Origin of the sequence: Streptomyces bathyalis (genome assembly GCF_015910445.1) — a bacterium.
GTDB lineage: Bacteria > Actinomycetota > Actinomycetes > Streptomycetales > Streptomycetaceae > Streptomyces > Streptomyces bathyalis.
Genome location: NZ_CP048882.1, coordinates 5703701 through 5720959, shown reverse-complemented (window position 1 = coordinate 5720959; position 17259 = coordinate 5703701). Strand labels below are relative to the sequence as shown.

The 17259-nt window shown below is 73.3% G+C and carries 16 protein-coding genes, 1 pseudogene and 1 riboswitch; of the genes and pseudogenes, 11 read left to right on the top strand and 6 right to left on the bottom strand.

Annotated features, from left to right (window positions below):
- Positions 1-497 precede the first annotated feature (497 nt).
- The 3 genes from G4Z16_RS24790 to G4Z16_RS24780 are packed head-to-tail and all read right to left on the bottom strand — an operon-like array spanning position 498 to position 2958.
- Positions 498-1544 carry a 5-oxoprolinase subunit C family protein gene (locus G4Z16_RS24790; RefSeq protein ID WP_197352867.1) on the bottom strand — a complete coding sequence of 349 codons (1047 nt, stop codon included), beginning with the start codon at positions 1542-1544 and terminating at the stop codon, positions 498-500.
- Positions 1541-2209 carry a 5-oxoprolinase subunit B family protein gene (locus G4Z16_RS24785; RefSeq protein ID WP_246531043.1) on the bottom strand — a complete coding sequence of 223 codons (669 nt, stop codon included), beginning with the start codon at positions 2207-2209 and terminating at the stop codon, positions 1541-1543. The genes G4Z16_RS24790 and G4Z16_RS24785 overlap by 4 nt, the downstream gene beginning before the upstream one ends.
- Positions 2206-2958, bottom strand: a complete 753-nt coding sequence (locus G4Z16_RS24780; protein WP_197352866.1) for a LamB/YcsF family protein — start codon at positions 2956-2958, stop codon at positions 2206-2208. Before G4Z16_RS24780 ends, G4Z16_RS24785 begins: the two co-directional genes overlap by 4 nt.
- A gap of 107 nt (positions 2959-3065) precedes the next feature.
- On the opposite strand from G4Z16_RS24780, the gene G4Z16_RS24775 reads away from it, so the two are divergent.
- The 9 genes and pseudogenes from G4Z16_RS24775 to G4Z16_RS24735 all read left to right on the top strand — a co-directional run.
- A complete protein-coding gene (locus tag G4Z16_RS24775; RefSeq protein ID WP_197352865.1) occupies positions 3066-3770 on the top strand; it encodes a GntR family transcriptional regulator in 705 nt (234 codons plus the stop codon).
- Between the two features lie 239 nt (positions 3771-4009).
- Positions 4010-4139: riboswitch (cobalamin riboswitch) on the top strand.
- A gap of 208 nt (positions 4140-4347) precedes the next feature.
- Positions 4348-5703: an SCO2321 family membrane protein gene (locus G4Z16_RS24770; protein WP_197352864.1), complete on the top strand. Its 1356-nt coding sequence runs from the start codon at positions 4348-4350 to the stop codon at positions 5701-5703.
- 74 nt (positions 5704-5777) lie between these two features.
- Entirely contained in the window at positions 5778-6524 is a 747-nt protein-coding gene (locus G4Z16_RS24765; RefSeq protein WP_246531042.1) for an SCO2322 family protein, read from the top strand.
- A gap of 22 nt (positions 6525-6546) precedes the next feature.
- Positions 6547-7701 carry an energy-coupling factor transporter transmembrane component T gene (locus G4Z16_RS24760; protein WP_197354882.1) on the top strand — a complete coding sequence of 385 codons (1155 nt, stop codon included), beginning with the start codon at positions 6547-6549 and terminating at the stop codon, positions 7699-7701.
- On the top strand, positions 7698-9497 hold the full coding sequence (locus G4Z16_RS24755; protein ID WP_197352862.1) for an ABC transporter ATP-binding protein: 1800 nt from the start codon (positions 7698-7700) through the stop codon (positions 9495-9497). The genes G4Z16_RS24760 and G4Z16_RS24755 overlap by 4 nt, the downstream gene beginning before the upstream one ends.
- Positions 9498-9598: 101 nt before the next feature.
- Positions 9599-10462 (top strand): ECF transporter S component, encoded by an 864-nt coding sequence (locus G4Z16_RS24750; RefSeq protein ID WP_246531361.1) that lies wholly within the window; start codon positions 9599-9601, stop codon positions 10460-10462.
- Entirely contained in the window at positions 10422-10739 is a 318-nt protein-coding gene (locus G4Z16_RS24745; protein WP_197352860.1) for an antibiotic biosynthesis monooxygenase family protein, read from the top strand. The genes G4Z16_RS24750 and G4Z16_RS24745 overlap by 41 nt, the downstream gene beginning before the upstream one ends.
- 154 nt (positions 10740-10893) lie before the next feature.
- Positions 10894-11073: a hypothetical protein gene (locus G4Z16_RS24740; protein ID WP_197352859.1), complete on the top strand. Its 180-nt coding sequence runs from the start codon at positions 10894-10896 to the stop codon at positions 11071-11073.
- Positions 11074-11298: 225 nt separating this feature from the next.
- Positions 11299-11517: pseudogene (locus G4Z16_RS24735) on the top strand (SAM-dependent methyltransferase); the annotation flags it as partial.
- Between the two features lie 207 nt (positions 11518-11724).
- Here the strand turns inward: G4Z16_RS24735 and G4Z16_RS24730 are convergent.
- From G4Z16_RS24730 to G4Z16_RS24720, 3 genes are all read right to left on the bottom strand, one after another.
- Positions 11725-12390, bottom strand: coding sequence for an HAD-IA family hydrolase (locus G4Z16_RS24730; RefSeq protein WP_197352858.1), 666 nt, complete (start codon positions 12388-12390; stop codon positions 11725-11727).
- A gap of 198 nt (positions 12391-12588) precedes the next feature.
- A complete protein-coding gene (locus G4Z16_RS24725; RefSeq protein WP_197352857.1) occupies positions 12589-13638 on the bottom strand; it encodes a peptidoglycan-binding protein in 1050 nt (349 codons plus the stop codon).
- A gap of 220 nt (positions 13639-13858) precedes the next feature.
- Positions 13859-15172 (bottom strand): DUF418 domain-containing protein, encoded by a 1314-nt coding sequence (locus tag G4Z16_RS24720; RefSeq protein WP_246531041.1) that lies wholly within the window; start codon positions 15170-15172, stop codon positions 13859-13861.
- A 203-nt stretch (positions 15173-15375) separates the two neighbouring features.
- On the opposite strand from G4Z16_RS24720, the gene G4Z16_RS24715 reads away from it, so the two are divergent.
- Both G4Z16_RS24715 and G4Z16_RS24710 read left to right on the top strand, forming a co-directional pair.
- The gene (locus G4Z16_RS24715) at positions 15376-16575 is read left to right on the top strand and encodes a sensor histidine kinase (protein WP_197352856.1); all 1200 of its coding nucleotides are present in this window, start codon (positions 15376-15378) and stop codon (positions 16573-16575) included.
- Positions 16572-17237, top strand: coding sequence for a response regulator (locus tag G4Z16_RS24710; RefSeq protein WP_197352855.1), 666 nt, complete (start codon positions 16572-16574; stop codon positions 17235-17237). The genes G4Z16_RS24715 and G4Z16_RS24710 overlap by 4 nt, the downstream gene beginning before the upstream one ends.
- Positions 17238-17259: the final 22 nt, after the last annotated feature.

Genomic DNA, 17259 nt, shown 5'->3' with positions numbered 1-17259 from the left:
ACACCGGCGCTGTTCCTGGACGTCGGGAAGACAGGCCCTGCCGGGCCCGCCAACCTTCGGACCAAGAATTTACCGGCCAGTCACTTATCCGGAGCAGCCGAGGCAGGTGATTCGCGCCACCCGCCCCCCACCTGCACTGATTCCCCACGGCGGGCGTGGCGTACGCGAGGCCCGTTTCACGACGGAAGAGGGCACACGTGGCGAAACGGGCCATGCGTGCGGGGGTTCGCCGTCCGTTCGCACGGGCGGGACCGGCCCGAGCGGTGCGGGTCGGGGTCACTGGTGCGGGTGTGCCCTCGGCGCGGCACGGGGTCACCGGTGCGGGTGTCCACGGCGCCGCACGACCGCGGCGCCTGGCCAACTCCCGCTGTGCGCACGCCGGATGACGCCAGGACGGCCCGCCTCGGCCCGGGGCGGGGCCAGTTCACCGGACCGGACCCGACGTTCCCCGTCGAGGGCTTCCCGCGTCGCCCCGTGAGTTCGTCGCCCCGTAGACGTCACCCCGAGACGGGGGTGAAGCGCACGGGCGTGCCCGGCACCGCCTGAGCCACGGCGGCCAGGGCCTCCTGCGGTACGACGCCGATCACCGGATAACCGCCCGTGACGGGGTGGTCGGCGAGGAAGACGACCGGCCGCCCTTCCGGAGGCACCTGGAGGGCGCCCAACGCGATGCCCTCGCTGGGGAGTTCACCCTCGCGCGCCCGCTCCAGCACCGGCCCTTCGAGGCGAAGGCCTATGCGGTTGCTGGCGGAGGAGACGCGGTAGCCGCCGGTGAGGAGGGTGCGCAGCGCCTCGCCGGTGAACCAGTCGGCACGCGGCCCCGGGACCACGGGCAGCACCAGTTCGCCGGGCGGACCGGCCCAGGGCGCGGTGTCGATGGCGGCCCCATGACGCGGCCCGGCTGCGGAGGTGGCACCCAGCGGCAGCCGGGCACCGTCGCGCAGCGGTTCGGGGCCGAGCCCGGAGAGCAGATCGGTGGCGCGGCTGCCGAGCACCGGCTCGGCGTCGACGCCGCCGGAGAAGGCGATGTAGCTGCGCAGCCCCCGTTCGGCGGGCCCGACGTCCAGCACGGCTCCCGCGGCCAGCCGGAAGGGGACGCCCCACGGCGCGGGCCGCCCGTCCACGGTGACCGCGCAGGGGGCGCCCGTGACCACTGCCTCGGTGACGGGACCCCGTGAAGTCTCCCCGCCGGCCGTGACCTTCGGATCTGCGGGCGGAGGGCCTGAGCGGCCCTGACCGCCCGCGGTGACGAGCACCGCGCAGCCGTCGAGCGTGGTCTCCAGGGTGGCGGCGTTCTCCGGGTTGCCCAGAAGCCGGTTGGCGAGCCGGTGAGCGGGCTCGTCCAGCGCTCCCGAACGGGGCACGCCCAGATGTGCGTGGCCCGGCCGCCCCAGGTCCTGGACGGTGGTCAGCGCCCCGGCCCGTACGGCGTGGAGCTCGGCGGCGGCCCGTGCCCGGGCGCGGCCGGCGGAACCGGTGGAGCCGGTGGAGCCGGTGGAACCGGAGCTGGAGCCGGAGCCGGTGGAGTCGGCTGGGTCCGTCATTCCGTTCCGCCCTCCGGGACGAAACGGACACGGGTGCCGGGTGCGAAGAGCGCCGCGGGCTCACGTGCGGCGTCCCACAGCACGGTTCCCACGGCTGTGCCGATCAGTTGCCAGCCGCCGGGCGAGGAGCGTGGATAGACGCCGGTGTACGGGCCGGCCAGCCCGACCGAGCCCGCCGGGACCTTCGTACGGGGATCGGACCGGCGCGGCACGTGGTACTCCTCGGGCAGTCCGGTGAGGTAGCCGAATCCTGGCGCGAAGCCGCAGAAGGCGACGCGGAAGGAGGTGGCGGCGTGCAGCCGCCCGACCTCCTCGGGGGCGACGCCCCACATGCCGGCGACATCCGCCAGGTCCGGCCCGTCGTAGCGGATGGTGATCTCCACGGCTGACTCGCTGCCGCGCTCGAGCGGCGGGACCTCCCACTCCCCCACCTCCGCCGCGAGGCGCCGCGGTTCGGCCAGCCCGTCCAGCAGTACGGTGCGGGCGCCCGGCACGATCTCCGTCACGCCGGGCAGCAGCCCGGCGGAGCGGCGGCGCAGCACTTCGGCGTGGAACGCCTCGGCCGCCTCCGCCCCGGGCAGTTCGATCAGCAGACCGTGACGCCCGACGGGGAGGACCACACGCTCGCTCCCGTGCCCGCCCAAGGCCGTGGCCGCGCCGCTCACGCGAACGCCCGTACCGTGATCCCGGCGTCCGTCAGCTCGTCGCGTATCCGGCGGGCCAGGCGGGCGGCGTCCGGGGTGTCGCCGTGCAGGCAGAGGGAGCGGGCGGGCAGACGCAGCGGCCTGCCGTCGACGGCGGCGACGTCCTTCCCTTCGGCGATGGCGATCGAGCGGGCGACGACCTGCTCGGGGTCGGTGAGGACGGCGCCGGGTTCACTGCGGGGCACGAGGGTGCCGTCGGGGCGGTAGCCGCGGTCGGCGAAAGCCTCGTCGATCACGGGAAGGCCGACGGCCGCGGCGGCGCTGTGCAGTTCGGATCCGGGCAGCCCCAGCACGGGCAGAGGCGCGCCTGCCATCCGTATGCCCTCGACGACGGCGGCGGCCTGCTCGGTGTCGCGCACGCAGCGGTTGTAGAGCGCGCCGTGCGGCTTGACGTAGGCGACGGCGGCGCCCGCGGCCCGGGCGAAGATCTCCAGGGCACCGATCTGATAGGCGACCTCGGCGGCCAGTTCGGCGGCCGGCACGTCCATGTTGCGGCGGCCGAATCCGGCCAGGTCGCGGTAGGAGACCTGGGCCCCGATCCGCACCCCCTCGGCCGCGGCCCGCTCGCAGACGCGGCGCATGGTGAGGGGATCGCCGGCATGGAAGCCGCAGGCGATGTTGGCGCTGGTGACCGAGTTCAGCAGGGCGTCGTCGTCGGTGAGTTCCCACCGGCCGAAGCCCTCTCCCAGGTCGGCGTTGAGGTCGATCATCGAAGCCAACCTAGAGGATTGTTGAACAATACGGCAAGGGGGTTGTTGTCCCGCACGGCTTTGTAGGTTTCACTGGGGCGGACCACCTGCCCTGAAGAAAGATCACCATGACCGCCGATACCGACTCCGGCCTGGAGCTGTCCGAACTCGCCGCTGACCGCGCCCTGTTGGGCCGCACCAGCACGGCCGAGCGGGTCGCCGGCATCCTGCGTGAACGTATCGCACAGGGTTTCTTCCTACCCGGGGTCCGGCTCTCCGAAGAGCGCATCGGGAACGCCCTGGGCGTCTCTCGCAACACCTTGCGGGAGGCGTTCCGGCTGCTCACGCACGAGAGACTGCTGGTCCACCGGCTCAACAAGGGCGCGTTCGTACGCGTCCTCTCGGCGGCGGACATCGCGGACATCTACCGCGTACGGAACCTCGTCGAGTGCGCCGCCGTGCGCGGGCTGGAAGACCCGCCGTACCCGCTGGAGCAGGTCGCCGGCGCGGTGGCGGACGGAGAGCGCGCCGCCGAGCGGAACGAGTGGAACGACTGCGGCACCGCCAACATCCACTTCCACCAGGCCCTCGCGGGACTCGCGGGCAGCGAGCGAACCGACGACCTGATGCGCGGCGTGCTGGCGGAGCTGCGGCTGGCGTTCCACGTCATGGACGACCCGCGCCGCTTCTACGAGCCCTACCTCTCCCGCAACCGCGAGATCCTCACCACCCTCGAGGACGGGGACGCCGAGGGCGCGGAACGAATGCTCGGCTTCTACCTGGAGGACTCGCGGCGCCAGGTCATCGAGGCCTATCCGGAGCAGCGCGGCTGAGACGACGCCCGGCCGGCCTTCAGCGGCGGACCCGGCTCGTGACCTGCGGCCCGTGACCCTCACGGGGAATTTTGCAGCGACCACCCTGGCCGATCGTTGAACAACTCTCCACGCACTGCTCCGGTGTCCGCCCGCACCAGGTGTAGGGGCTGCCCTGCTGCCCGGCCGCGGGGACGGGCCCAACGCCCCGATGCCCCGCGCCGGTTCCCGGCCGCCCGGGCATCCGCCCGGGGAAGACCGCCGGAGGGCGAGGCTAGAGTGAGAGGCGTACATCGCCTCCGATCGAGGGAAGCCGGTGAGAATCCGGCGCTGACCCGCAACCGTGAGCGACGCCCGTACGAGGTGAACTGCCGCTGGAGAGCGGCCCCTTGGGGGCGTCGTGAGCCGGAGCACCCGGCCGGAAGCAAGGCTCGCGGAGCCGTGTCCGCCGCCATGGGCGGAGGCAGGCTCCAACCGTCGAGGTTTACGGAGCTGAGCCGGGTGTGCCGCCCGACGGTACGCGTGCAGCGCACGCATGCCACCGTACGGGCGGGGCGGCCGCGCGGAGCTGCGGACCGCTCACCGAAAGGCACCCCCCATGTTCCTGCGCCGGAGCATCACAGCCGTCACAGCGGCCACTGCCATCTGCGCCGTCACCGCACCCGTGGCGTCGGCCGCCGGCTCCGCCCCCCGGGCGTCCGGTACTTCGCTCGCCGGCCCCGCCAACCCAGCTGCCGCGCCCGGCACTTCGATATCGGTCACATCGAGGTCCGCCGCTTCCGATGCCGCCGCGAGCGGGAAGAAGACGCCGAAGGCGCTCTACGGCAAGGCCGACCCCAAGTACGACGGCGTGTGGAGACAGTCGATGGCCCTCCTCGCGCTGGACGCCGCCGGAGCCGAACCGGCCCGCGCGGCAGTGGACTGGCTCACCTCGCAGCAGTGCGACGACGGCTCCTTCACCGCGTACCGCGCCGAACCCGGCGCCGCATGCGACGAGAAGACCCCGGGCGACACCAACGCCACGGGCGCCGCGGTGCAGGCGCTCGCCGCGGTCGGCAGCCAGGACGCAACGGTGCGCAAGGCCCTCGCCTGGCTGCGTTCCGTGCAGAACAAGGACGGCGGCTGGAGCTACAACCCGGGCGGTCCCAGCGACGCGAACTCGGTGTCCGTCGTCGTCGGCGCCCTCTCCGCCGCAGGCAAGGCGCCGGAGAAGGTAACGAAGGACGGCAAGTCGCCGTACGACGCGCTCACTTCGCTCCAGCTCGGCTGCGATGCCAAGGCAGCCGAGCGCGGCGCCTTCGCGTACCAGCCCGACAAGGACGGGAAGTTGGCCGCCAACGACGACGCGACGGCCGCGGCCGTCCTCGCAGGGACCGGCTCCGGACTGCTGCCCGAGCGGAAGCCGGACCGCCCGGTCGAGCCGCTGAAGTGCGGCAAGGGCGACGGCGGCAAGCCCCTCGCACGCGACGAGGCCGCCGACGCCGGTGCCGCCCACCTCACGTCCGTGCTGGAGAAGAACGGTGACCATCTGCTCGCGGTGACGCCCGGCGCCAAGGGCACACCCGACTACGCCAACACGGCCGACGCCGTCATCGCACTCGCCGCGGCAGGCCACCGCGCCGAGGCGCGCAAACCGCTCAACTGGCTGGCGGAAAAGCTCGATTCATGGGACAAGGCCGAGAGCGACCCCGCCGCGGTCGCCGGCGTCATGCTCGCCGTGCACGCGACCGGCGGCGACGCATCGACGCTCAAGGGCACGAAGCTCCTGGACCGCCTCGTCGCAACCGGCCCGGAACCCGCCCGCATGCCCGACGAGAAGGCCACCGGCGGGATGACGAAGAAGGAAGGCGGCGGCAGTGACGTGCTGCGCTGGTCCCTGCTGGGTGCTGGGCTGGCCGCGGGCGTCGGCGTCGGCTTCCTGATCAGCGCTCGCAGAAAGCGGCAGGGACTGTGACCGCCGGCGGGGCATCGAGTCCGGCGAACAGGCCGGGCCCGCCTGGCCGTTGGGGCGCGGTGCGCGGTGCGGCGGTGATCGGACTCGCGCTGCTCCCGGCCACCGTGCAGGTACCGGCGAGCGCCGCCGACGTTCAGGCGACGAAGGCAACGACGACCGCGGCGGCGCCCGCCGCGGTGACCGCGCGCACGTCGGGATCGGGCAGCTACCGGTACTGGGCGTTCTGGGAGCGGAAGGGCAAGGACGGCAACGCCGCCTGGTCGTACGCCACCCAGGGCCCGTCCGTTCTGCGCCCTGAGGACGGCGCCGTGCTCGGTTTCCGCTTCGCGCTCAGCGAGGACTCCAAGGACGCGGAAAAGCCGCGCGGCGAGGCGGAGTTCGCCGCCGTCTGCGGCGGCACCGAAGCCGAGAGGGGCCGCAAGCGGATCGCGCTCGCCATCGACTTCGGCACCCCGGCCCACGCACCTCGCGGCGAGAGCCCACCGCGGCGGCGCACCACCTGTGCGCAGGTCGACGAGGACGCCACGGCTGCCGACGCCCTCGCGGATGTCGCGAAGCCGCTGCGCTACAACTCCGATGCGCTCCTGTGCGCCATCGACGGCTACCCGGAACGCGGTTGCGGCGAGCAGATCGAGAGCGGAGACGACGACAAGGGCACGGGGCAGGACGACACGCCTGAGGACAACGGGGCAGGCGCGGAGGACGACGCAGGCGACGACTCCAGCAACGGCTTCGGTTCGGCGACGGGCGTCGCCGCGGGCCTCGCCGCCGTCGCCGCGCTCTCCTTCGCGACCGTCCGCCGTTCGCGGCGCCGCGGGTGACCGGGTGGGACGCGGTGAGGCGATGAGGGAACGGCTGCGCGCACCCGAGGCCGGCCGTGGCCTCGACCTGCATCCGGGCGGCTGGTGGCTGTGGGCGCTGGGCATGGCGACCGCCGCGTCCCGCACGACGAATCCGCTGCTGCTGATGCTGCTGTGCGCCGTGGCCGGTTATGTCGTCGCCGCACGCCGCACGAACGCTCCCTGGGCCCGTTCGTACGGCGTGTTCCTGAAGCTGGGGCTCGTGGTGCTCGTCATCCGGCTCTTCTTCGCCTTCTTCCTCGGCTCGCCCATCCCCGGGAGCCACGTCCTCGTCACGCTGCCCGAAGTGCCGCTGCCGGACTGGGCGAGGGGTGTGCGCGTCGGGGGCCGGGTCACCGCGGAGGGGCTGGTGTTCGCGCTGTACGACGGGCTGAAGCTGGCGACCCTGCTCGTCTGCGTGGGCGCCGCCAACGCACTCGCCAATCCCGCCCGACTGCTCAAGTCCCTTCCCGGAGCGCTCTACGAGGCGGGCGTCGCCGTCGTCGTCGCGATGACGTTCGCGCCCAACCTGGTGGCGGACGTACGGCGGCTGCGTGCCGCACGCCGTTTGCGCGGGCGCGCGGACAAGGGGGTCCGCGCGCTGCTCCAGGTCGGACTGCCCGTGCTGGAAGGCGCGTTGGAGCGTTCGGTGGCGCTGGCCGCCGCGATGGACGCACGCGGCTACGGGCGCAGCGCCCAAGTGCCGCCCGCCGTACGCCGGACGACGACCCTGCTCACGCTCGGCGGGCTGCTCGGCGTGTGCGCCGGTACGTACGCGCTGCTGTCGGCCCAGGGCGCGGTGTACGGCCTGCCGGTGCTGCTCGGCGGTGTGCTGCTGGCGCTGGCCGGGCTGCGGCTGGGCGGGCGGCGCAGCATCCGCAGCCGCTACCGTCCCGAACTGTGGGGTGTCCGGGCCTGGTTGACGGCCGCCTCGGGTGCGGCGGCCGGCGCCGTCATGGTGGCGGCCGGCGGCGCGTTCCCGGAGGCACTGCACCCGCCGGCGGTGCCGCTGACGGCACCGGAGCTTCCACTGTGGCCCGCGGCCGGGCTGCTGGCCGCCCTGCTGCCCGCGTTCGTCGCGCCCGCCCCCGTGCAGGACCCCGCCCCGCTCCCGTCCGCAGTCGCGTCGTCGCCCGTACACGAGGAGCCCGCCCGGTGATCCGCTTCGAGCATGTGTCCGTCCACTACGACAGCGAGGCAACCGCCCGGGCCGGCGAAGCGCCCCCGCCCGCCCTGCGGGAGGTGGACCTGGAGATCCCCGAGGGCGAACTGTGCCTGCTGGTGGGCCCGTCCGGCGTCGGCAAGTCCACGCTGCTGGGCACCGTCTCCGGGCTCGTGCCCCACTTCACCGGCGGCACCCTGCACGGCCGGGTCACCGTCGCCGGACGCGACACGCGCACGCACAAGCCACGTGAAATGGCCGACCTCGTCGGCACCGTCGGCCAGGACCCGCTCGCGCACTTCGTCACCGACACCGTCGAGGACGAACTCGCCTACGGGATGGAGTCGTTGGGGCTGCCCCCGGCCACAATGCGGCGCCGCGTCGAGGAGACCCTCGACCTCCTCGGCCTCAACGAGCTGCGCGAGCGCCCCATCACCACCCTCTCCGGTGGCCAGCAGCAGCGCGTGGCCATCGGCTCGGTACTCACCCCGCATCCGCGCGTACTGGTCCTGGACGAACCGACCTCGGCGCTCGACCCTGCCGCCGCCGAGGAGGTTCTCGCGGTACTGCAGCGCCTCGTCCACGACTTGGGTACGACGGTGCTGATGGCCGAGCACCGGCTGGAGCGCGTCGTCCACTACGCAGACCAGGTGCTGCTGCTGCCGGAGCCCGGCGCCCGCGCCCTGCTGGGCGATCCCGCCGAGCAGATGGGCGTCTCGCCCGTCCGGCCGCCCGTCGTCGCGCTGGGTCGGCTCGCCGGATGGTCGCCGCTGCCGCTGTCCGTGCGGGACGCGCGCCGCATGGCGGGGCCGCTGCGCGAACGGCTCACCGGCCGGCCGGGCGGCGCCCCCGACCGGGAGGGCACCGACCTCGCGGGCGCGCACACTCCCGCCCCGAGGGGTGGCCGCGAACTCCCCGACGCAGCAGGCCCGTTGGCCCGGCTCCGGGCGGCCATGAGGACCCGGCCACGTCGGCCCGGACACGGTGCGGCGGACACGGGCCCCGGCGCGGCCCCGGCGGCGGAGCTCTCGGGCCTCACCCTCCGCCGCGGCCACGTCACCGCGCTGCGCGGCGTGGATCTGACCCTCCGTCCGGGGCAGACCGTCGCGCTCATGGGACGCAACGGAGCGGGCAAGTCCACTCTGCTGGGCACGCTCATGGGAGTTCACACGCCGACCAGCGGATCGGTGACGGTCGGCGGGCCCGAGCGCCTTGCCCCGGCCGAAACACATCCCCGGCGGCTGCTGCGGCACGCGGGCCTCGTACCGCAGGAACCGCGGGACCTGCTGTACGCCGACACCGTCGCCGCCGAGTGCGCGGCAGCGGACGAGGACGCCGCGGCCGAAGCGGGCACCTGCCGCGGCCTGGTCGCCGCGCTGCTGCCGGACGTGGCCGGGGAGACGCACCCGCGGGACCTGTCGGAGGGCCAGCGGCTCGCGCTCGCCCTCGCCGTGATCCTCACCGCACGGCCGCAGTTGATCCTGCTGGACGAACCCACACGCGGCCTGGACTACGCGGCCAAGTCCCGGCTCGTCGGCATCCTTCGCGCGCTGGCCGGCGAGGGGCACGCGATCGTATTGGCAACGCACGACGTCGAGTTGGCGGCGGAGGTCGCGCACCGCGTCGTGATACTCGCGCAGGGCGAAGTCGTCGCGGACGGCCCCACCCGCGAAGTCGTCACCTCCTCCCCGGCGTTCGCACCGCAGGTCGCCAAAGTGCTGGCACCGGAGCGGTGGCTCACCGTCTCCCAGGTCCGTGCGGCACTCGACTCCCCCGAAGGGGTCAAGGAGTGAACCCCCCAACCGCATCCCGCACCGCGCCCCGCCCCGCATCGCGCACGTCGCCCCGCGCCCACGGCCGCGCTCCGCGCGCCCTCCGCCTCGGCCCGCGCTCGGTGGCCGCGCTCGTGCTCACCAGCGCCACCGGCGTCGCCGCCTTCGGCTGGCCCCTGCTCGCCGACTCCGCATCCGGGCTGGCGCATTCGCGGGACGCTCCATGGCTCTTCGCGGCGCTGCTGCCGCTGCTGCTGGCGGTCGTCGTCGCGACGATCGCCGACACCGGCATGGACGCCAAGGCCGTCGCGATGCTCGGCGTGCTGGCGGCGGCCGGTGCGGCGCTGCGGCCCCTGGGAGCGGGAACGGCGGGCCTGGAGCCGATGTTCTTCCTGATCGTCCTGTCGGGACGGGTCCTCGGGCCCGGCTTCGGCTTCGTGCTGGGTGCGCTGTCGATGTTCGCCGGTGCGCTGCTCACGGGCGGAGCCGGGCCGTGGATGCCGTTCCAGATGCTCACGATGGGCTGGGTCGCCATGGGCGCGGGGCTTCTGCCGGGCGCCGAACGTCTGCGCGGCAGGCCGGAGTTGCTGATGCTCGCGCTGTACGGCGCGGTCTCGGCGGTGCTGTACGGGCTGGTGATGAACCTCCAGGGCTGGCCCTACATCGCCGGTCTCGGCTCGGGCATCTCCTTCGTGCCGGGCGACCCGCTGCCCGAGAACCTGGCACGCTTCCTCACCTACGTCCTGGCCACGTCACTCGGCTGGGACCTGCCGCGCGCCACGCTGACCGTGGTCCTCGTCCTCACCCTCGGCAGCACGGTCCTGCGTGCCCTGCGCCGCGCCACCCGCCGCGCGGCCTTCGACGCCCCGGCGGACTTCGTACCGCCGGGCCACCCCCGGGAACCGGCTCACGGGCACTCGGAAGCGGTGCGGCAGGATGGGACGCATGAGCATCGTGAAGATCAACGTGCTGCAGGTCCCGGCTGAGCAACGGGAGATCCTCGAGAAGCGCTTCGCGTCCCGCGCGGGTGCCGTGGAGGGATCGGACGGCTTCGAGTGGTTCGAACTCCTCCGCCCCGTCGAGGGCACCGACAACTACCTGGTCTACACGCGGTGGCGCGACGAGGAGTCGTTCCGGGCCTGGATGGAGGGCCCGATGAAGTCGGCCCACCAGGGCGGCGGCGACCGGCCCAAGCCCGTCTCCGAGAGCTCCTCGGTCTGGTCCTTCGAGGTCGTCCAGCAGGCAGGCCCGAAGACCGGCTGAACCGCACGGCACCGCACGGGCGAACCGCTCCCTCGGGGGCCCTGCCCCCAAGCGGACGGGCCGCACGCCCGCAACGCCACCCGAATGACGCCAACTGGCCACGTCCGGGGGATGTCTGACGCGCCGCCGCTCCCGCACGAGCGAACATCCACGCATGTCGGACATGACTCGCAATGTGAAGGCGGCCAGGGAGTGCTCGGTATGCGTCACGCTGATGGGCCTCGTGGAGAAGGCGGCCAGGGAGTACGACCGGAGCGCGGAGACCGATGCGCGGGTACGGCTGCGCAGGCACGCCCTGGCGGCACACGGACAGGAACTGCCGCTCCCGTGGTGAGCCCTGCGCCGTGCCCGTTCCCGTGCGAGGTGTGCCGGCGCAAGCGACGGCAGTGAGCGGCTGAAGCAGCCCCTCCGGCACATCCCCGCCTGCCTTCCGCCACCTCCGGCCACTTCCCGCCGGATCCTCCCGGCCCGCTCTCCCGCCGGCCCCGACGGGCCTACGATCTCCGGGAATCTGAGGGGGCGTGGCGATGGACCGGGACATCCCAGCGTGGAGGACGGCTGCTTCGCGGCCGGTGAGATGGGGTGCGAGACCGGTGACACCGACCTCTACCGTGGCTCGAGCCTGGAGGGAGGTCTCGCATACACCCCGGAGTCCCTGCGCCGGATCTTCTCGGGCCTGACGGAGGTCGAGCTGCGCCGCATGCGGGACGAGCCACCGGAGTCCCCGTACTTCGGCGAATCCTTCCTGTGGACGGCCCTGTTCCGCCGCGAGCCCTGACCGCGCGAGCCATGACTCGCGATTCCTGACCGCGCGAGCCCTGACCGCGCGAGCCATGACCGGCGATTCCTGACCGCGCGAGCCCTGGTCCCCCGAGCCCTGACCGCGCGAACCCTGTTCCGCCGCGAGCCCTGACCGGCGGGACCCGACGAGCAGCCCTGCCCGCTCCGCCACCGATCGCGCGAGTCCGACCGCCTCCGGGCCGGGTCAGGCCGTGAAGGCGAGCCGGATGCCTCCGTCCGGCAGAGGCTCGGCCTTGACCCGGGTCAGGTCGCCGACGTGGGCCGTGGGCCGGTGCTCGGCCGCCCGCGCCCCGACACCCACGACCCGCATCCCGGCCGCTCGCGCCGCCGCGATGCCCGCGCCGGAGTCCTCGAACGCCACGCACTCCTCCGGCGGGAGGCCGAGTTCGGCCGCCCCCTTCAGGAAGCCCTCGGGGTCCGGCTTGCTCGCGCTCACGCTCTCGGACGTGATGCACACGTCCGGGATGCGCACCTCGGCCGCGCGCATGCGGGCCGTCGCGAGACCGCAGTCGGCGGACGTCACGAGCGCGTGGGGCACGCCTGCGACAGCGGCCATGAAGGCGAGTGCTCCGGGGACCGGGACGATGCCGTCCAGTTCGCGCGTCTCACGGGCGAGGAGTTCCTCGTTCTCCGCGTGGTTGACCTGCATGGGCCGGTCGGGGAGGACGTCGGCCATCGTGATGTAGCCCTGACGGCCGTGCGCGATGCTGAGCACCGCGGCCGGGTCGACGCCCTTGGAGAGGGCCCAGTCGGTCCAGACGCGTTCGACGACGGCGTCGGAGTTCACGAGCGTGCCGTCCATGTCGAGCAGCAGCCCGCGGGCGGTGAGGGGCGGTTGCGGTGTCGTCATCGGGCGCGGGCTCCCTCACGTACGGAGACAGAACCAAGGTGGTCCCGCCCGCCGGTCAGGGGACCCGCGGGCCAGGCAGCCTGGCGCAGGGGAACGGGCGGAACCACTTTGTTTCATCACGATACAAAGAGAAGGGAGTGAGCGCCAGCCGTGCCGTCCGGCGGTTGTGCGTCCGCCCCGAAGCCCGAGGCGGGCCGGTCAGCCCGAGGTCTGGGACTCCAGGGCTCGGCGCGTGTTGGGGCCGTACTCGCCGAACTCGTCCCCGCGCACCTCGTTGCGCGCCTGGAACTGGGCGACCGCGCGCTGGACCTGCCGCGAGTAGACGCCGTCCTCGGGGGTGTCGTCGTCGAGCGCACCGACCTGCTTGAGCCGCCGCTGCAACTCGGCGACCTCCGGGCCGCTGTCACCCGGGCGCAGCGTCTCGCCGCCCGGCTGCGTCGACTCCTGAGGAGGGCGCGGACGGTCACGGCCGTGGTCGCCGCCCCAACCCCCGCCGTTGCCGCGCCCGTCCGAGTCACCAGGGGTGCCGGGCGCAGCGGAAGTCGTGCCGGAAGGGGCGGGGTCCCGGCCGGTGTGCCCGTCGCTGTCCCGGTCGGCGCGCGGGCCGGCGGTGCGTGAAGTCGGCTTCGCGGAGGGCTTGTTGTCGCTCTTGCGCTCCTCCGTGCGCGACGGGTCCTTCGTCGGGCCGCCGCTGGGCATGTCCGGGAGAGCGGTGTCGTCGGTGCTGAGACTGCGGTCGTCGCCGCCGCCGTCGTCCGTGAATACCTGCGTCGTCAGCAGTCCGGCGCCCAGGGCCGCGACGACACCGGCCGCGGCGAGCGCGACCCTGGCGGGACCGCGGCGCCTGCCGTCACCCTCGTCCCGCCCGTAGGCGTAGTTGCCACGGCCCTTCGTGCGGCGGTGGCTGCCGCCCCGCGTGGCGGACGGGCCGCCCTGAGGGGCTCCGTGGACGTGGACCGGCAGGACGCCGGTCTCGCCGGGCATGCCCGAAGTGGCGGACTCCTCCGGCTCCATGTCGTACGGGCGCACCACGGGCATCTCCGCCGTCTCGCCCTGGCCGCAGCGGGCGAAGGGTTCGAGGTCGGGCGCCTGAGACCCCTCGTCTTCGGGTTCCGGCAGGTCCACATACGGGCGTATGTGCATCGGGTCGACGTGCTCAGCCGTGAACGGGCCTACGCAGCCACAGAACTTCCCCCCGTCGGCGGTCAACTCCGCACCGCATTCCGGGCAGCATCTATGCGCCGTCATCCCGGCCCCTCCCCTTGGGTGCTGTCGCCGCGCCGTTCACGCGCCGATGCCACCCGAATCGCCAGTGACTGTCCAGCCGTGCACCTTACGTGGTTCGTGGGGCGTTCGGTCAATCGCAGTCCGAAATGACGTACGAAGGTGACGAGAGTCATTCGATCCAGCTGCCGTTGACCGTCGGTCCGCGACCGGCTCCCGCGAAGGGGACACCCGAGAGACGCGTTCAACCGCTGTGACGTCCTGCAATTCGCCGCCAGGCGGGGAATTCGAGCACCGTGACGGCACGCAGAACCCATTCGACGGGGCCGTGGGCGTGGGTCCTCATCCAGTGCGCGGACAGCCGCAGTTGGATCAGGTAGAGCGCAAGGGCGAGCGCCAGTACCGCCGGTGGGTGCAGCCGCCCCACGGCGGAGAGCCCGTAGCCGGTGAACACCACGGCCAGCACGGCGGATTGGAGAAGGTAGTTGCTCAGCGCCATCCGGCCGGCCGGTGCCAGCACACCTGTGAGCCGCTCACCGCAGCGGCCGTGGAGGGCACACAGGAGGGTCACGACGTACGCGGCGGTGAGTGCGGGGGCCGTGAGCAGGTCGACGGCCAGTGCGTACGCCTCGTAGGGGGTGCCCGGGCCGTGCAGCCCCGCGTGGGTGTAGATCACGCTCCCGGCCAGTCCGACGGGAAAGCCGATCCACTGGATGCGGCGAGCGGCCGCGCAGTGACGGAGGGGGCCGGCGAGGACGTTGCACGTCCCCGCCGCGAGGCCGAGCAGGAACATGGCCAGGGCCGCGGGAGCCTGGAAGAGCAACAGGACGGCCGCGGTGTCGGGCAGGTCCCGAAGATGCGCGGCGACGACCTGGCCGGGGTTTCCGGTGAGCTGTCCGGCGAGGCTGCGGGCATCGGCGGTGATCGAGGCGGCGTCGGGAGGTCCGTGTCCGCCGGCGGCGGCCTGGAGCGCGCCAAGTCCCGCATAGACGGCGGCGGTCAGGGTCAGCAGCACGACCGCCACGAGGACAGCGGTACGCGGCCGCAGCCTGCCCAGGCACAGCAGTATCAGGCCGAGCATCGCGTAGGTGGTGAGGATGTCGCCGGTGAAGAGCAGTACGGCGTGTGCGGCACCGATGACGGCCAGCATGGCCAGGCGGCGGAGCATGGAGGCGGTGAAGCGCGTTCCGCGGCGGGCCGCTGCCCGGCGTTGCAGGGTGAAGGAGTAGCCGAAGAGGAACGAGAACAGCAGGTAGAACTTCGTCTCGAGCAACGTGGAGACGAACCAGCCGACGACCGTGTCGGTGCGGGATGTGAAGGCGGGGTCCTCGATCCCCGTGCCGTGGAACACCGAGGCGAAGTAGGTGGCGTTGACCACCAGGATGCCCAGCAGGGCGAAGCCGCGCAGGGCGTCCACGTCGGCCAGGCGTCTGCCGTCCGCCGGGGCCGCCGGACCCGGGCCCGATCCGGGGGCTTCGGGCGCGGTGAACGGGGCGGGCGCCGGGGAGTTGGCCTGGTAGGGCTGCGGCTGCGAAGGCCGGGGTGCGGACGCTTGCATGGCGTATGGCTCCTGTCGGACGGAAACGCACCCGACCGTATGGAGAGCGGCACCTCGCAGGCGTCTGCCGGAGCTCTCATCGCCCCGTACGACCTCGGTCGTAGCCACGCTTCGTTGTGAGCGGCGCCGACGACGGCCCGAGTGCGACCTTCGTCGTACGAAGAGCCGCCCCGCACGGCCCGGGGCGTTCCTAGACTGACCACGTGACCGGTCGGTGGCGGGACCTGGCGGAACGAGCCCGCGCGAAGGCCGCGAAGGGCCCCGCCTGGGGCGTCCTCGCGGCGCTGCTGTTCACCCTGGTCGCCGCCCGCGAGACAGCCGTGTCGCCCGACCTGACGGGACCGCTGTGGGCGAACGTCCTGTGCGGGGCGGGGATGACGGCGCCGCTCGTCGCCGGGCGCCGGCATCCGGGGTTCACCGTCGTCATGGGCCTGGCCGCGGCGATGGCGCAGACCACGTGGCTCACGCCGTCCACGCATCTCGCGATGCCGCTGCTGGGAGTGCTGGTGGCCGCCCACTGCGCCGGGCGCTGCAGCTCGACCCGATGGGCGGCGCTCCTCCTGCTGGGACTGGCCCTGACGGAGGAATGGGCGGGCCCCATCGCCGTCAACTCGGATCCGCTCGGTGACGGGCTGTTCGTCAGCGTGGCCCTGTGGGCGGCCTGGCTCCTCGGCCGTTCCGGGCGCGCGGGCGAGCGGCTCGCCCGCGAGGCGGAGGCCCGCCGGCAGGCCGAACGGGAGCGGGAGGCCCGGATACAGGCTGCTGTCGCCGCCGAACGCCAGGACGTCGCACGCGATCTGCACGACACCGTCGCGCACGCGGTCACGCTGATGGTGCTCCAGGCCACCGGCACCCGCCTCATCGCCCGCGCTCAGCCCGAGGCCGCGGAGACCGCGCTCGCGTCCATAGAGAAGACGGGCCGCCGGGCCACGGAGGATCTGCGCGCGATGCTGCACATCCTCCGTGAGGACGACGACGATCCCGGCGGCGGCACCGGACCGTCCGCGCCGAGCCCGGGACTGGACGACGTGCCGGCTCTGGTGGAGGGGGCCCGGGGCAGCGGACTCGACATCAGCCTGTCTCCTGTCCCCGCTGGTGCAGGCCAGCCTCCGAGCCTGGGTCACGCCGCCTACCGCACCGTCCAGGAGGGACTCACCAACGCGGTCCGGTACGCGCCCGGCAGCAAGGTCGACGTCACGGTGTGCGCGAACGGCGGAGGCCTGACCGTCACCGTCGTCAACTGCGCTCCGGCCGCGCCTGTTCGCTCCGTCGTCCAGGGAACCGGCACGGGGTTGATCGGCCTGCGGGAGCGCGTGACCGCCCTCGGCGGAACGTTGGACGCGTCACCCGGCGAGGACGGCGGATTCGTCCTCGCCGTCGAGCTGCCGAGGAAAACCGCGTGAACGCCATCCGTGTCCTGATCGCCGACGACGAGCCCCTCGTCCGCGGGGGCCTGTCCCTGGTCATCGACGCCGCGGACGACCTCACCGTCGTGGGGGAAGCGGCCTCGGGGCCCGAAACCCTCGCACAGGCCGCTCACTTGAACCCCGACGTCGTCCTGCTCGACATCAGGATGCCGGGCAGCGACGGCATCGCCGTCACCCGCGCTCTGCACTCCCGGCCGCGGACCCCGCGCATCGTCATCGTCACCACATTCGGGCTCGACAGCTATCTGCATCAGGCGCTGGCGGCGGGAGCCGACGGATTCGTCCTCAAGGACTCCCCCGCCGAGCTCATTCAGCAGGCCGTCCGCTCGGCCGCGAGCGGCGACGCCGTGCTGTCCCCCGCGATGACGCGCCGGCTCATCAGCCGCTACACCGCCAACCCGCCGCCCGACCCGACCCCTCCACCGGGGTACGGCCAACTGACGGGCCGCGAGCGGGAGGTCCTGCGACTCCTCGCCCAGGGACAGTCCAACGCCGAGATCGCCTCCCGGCTCTTCATCAGCGAGGCGACGGTGAAGACACACATCACCCGCATCCTCATGAAGCTGGGCCTGCGCGACCGTGCACAGGCCATCGTCCTCGCCAACCGGCACGGGCTCTTCGCCGACGACCGCCGCTGACCCCGGGCCCTTCGGGGCCCGG

Bases quoted from the DNA above. Each gene is read 5' to 3' on its own strand.
- G4Z16_RS24790 (WP_197352867.1), bottom strand. From the start codon at position 1,544: ATGACGGACCCAGCCGACTCCACCGGCTCCGGCTCCAGCTCCGGTTCC.
- G4Z16_RS24780 (WP_197352866.1), bottom strand. From the start codon at position 2,958: ATGATCGACCTCAACGCCGACCTGGGAGAGGGCTTCGGCCGGTGGGAA.
- G4Z16_RS24775 (WP_197352865.1), top strand. From the start codon at position 3,066: ATGACCGCCGATACCGACTCCGGCCTGGAGCTGTCCGAACTCGCCGCT.
- G4Z16_RS24770 (WP_197352864.1), top strand. From the start codon at position 4,348: ATGTTCCTGCGCCGGAGCATCACAGCCGTCACAGCGGCCACTGCCATC.
- G4Z16_RS24760 (WP_197354882.1), top strand. From the start codon at position 6,547: ATGAGGGAACGGCTGCGCGCACCCGAGGCCGGCCGTGGCCTCGACCTG.
- G4Z16_RS24745 (WP_197352860.1), top strand. From the start codon at position 10,422: ATGAGCATCGTGAAGATCAACGTGCTGCAGGTCCCGGCTGAGCAACGG.
- G4Z16_RS24740 (WP_197352859.1), top strand. From the start codon at position 10,894: ATGTCGGACATGACTCGCAATGTGAAGGCGGCCAGGGAGTGCTCGGTA.
- G4Z16_RS24730 (WP_197352858.1), bottom strand. From the start codon at position 12,390: ATGACGACACCGCAACCGCCCCTCACCGCCCGCGGGCTGCTGCTCGAC.
- G4Z16_RS24725 (WP_197352857.1), bottom strand. From the start codon at position 13,638: ATGACGGCGCATAGATGCTGCCCGGAATGCGGTGCGGAGTTGACCGCC.
- G4Z16_RS24720 (WP_246531041.1), bottom strand. From the start codon at position 15,172: ATGCAAGCGTCCGCACCCCGGCCTTCGCAGCCGCAGCCCTACCAGGCC.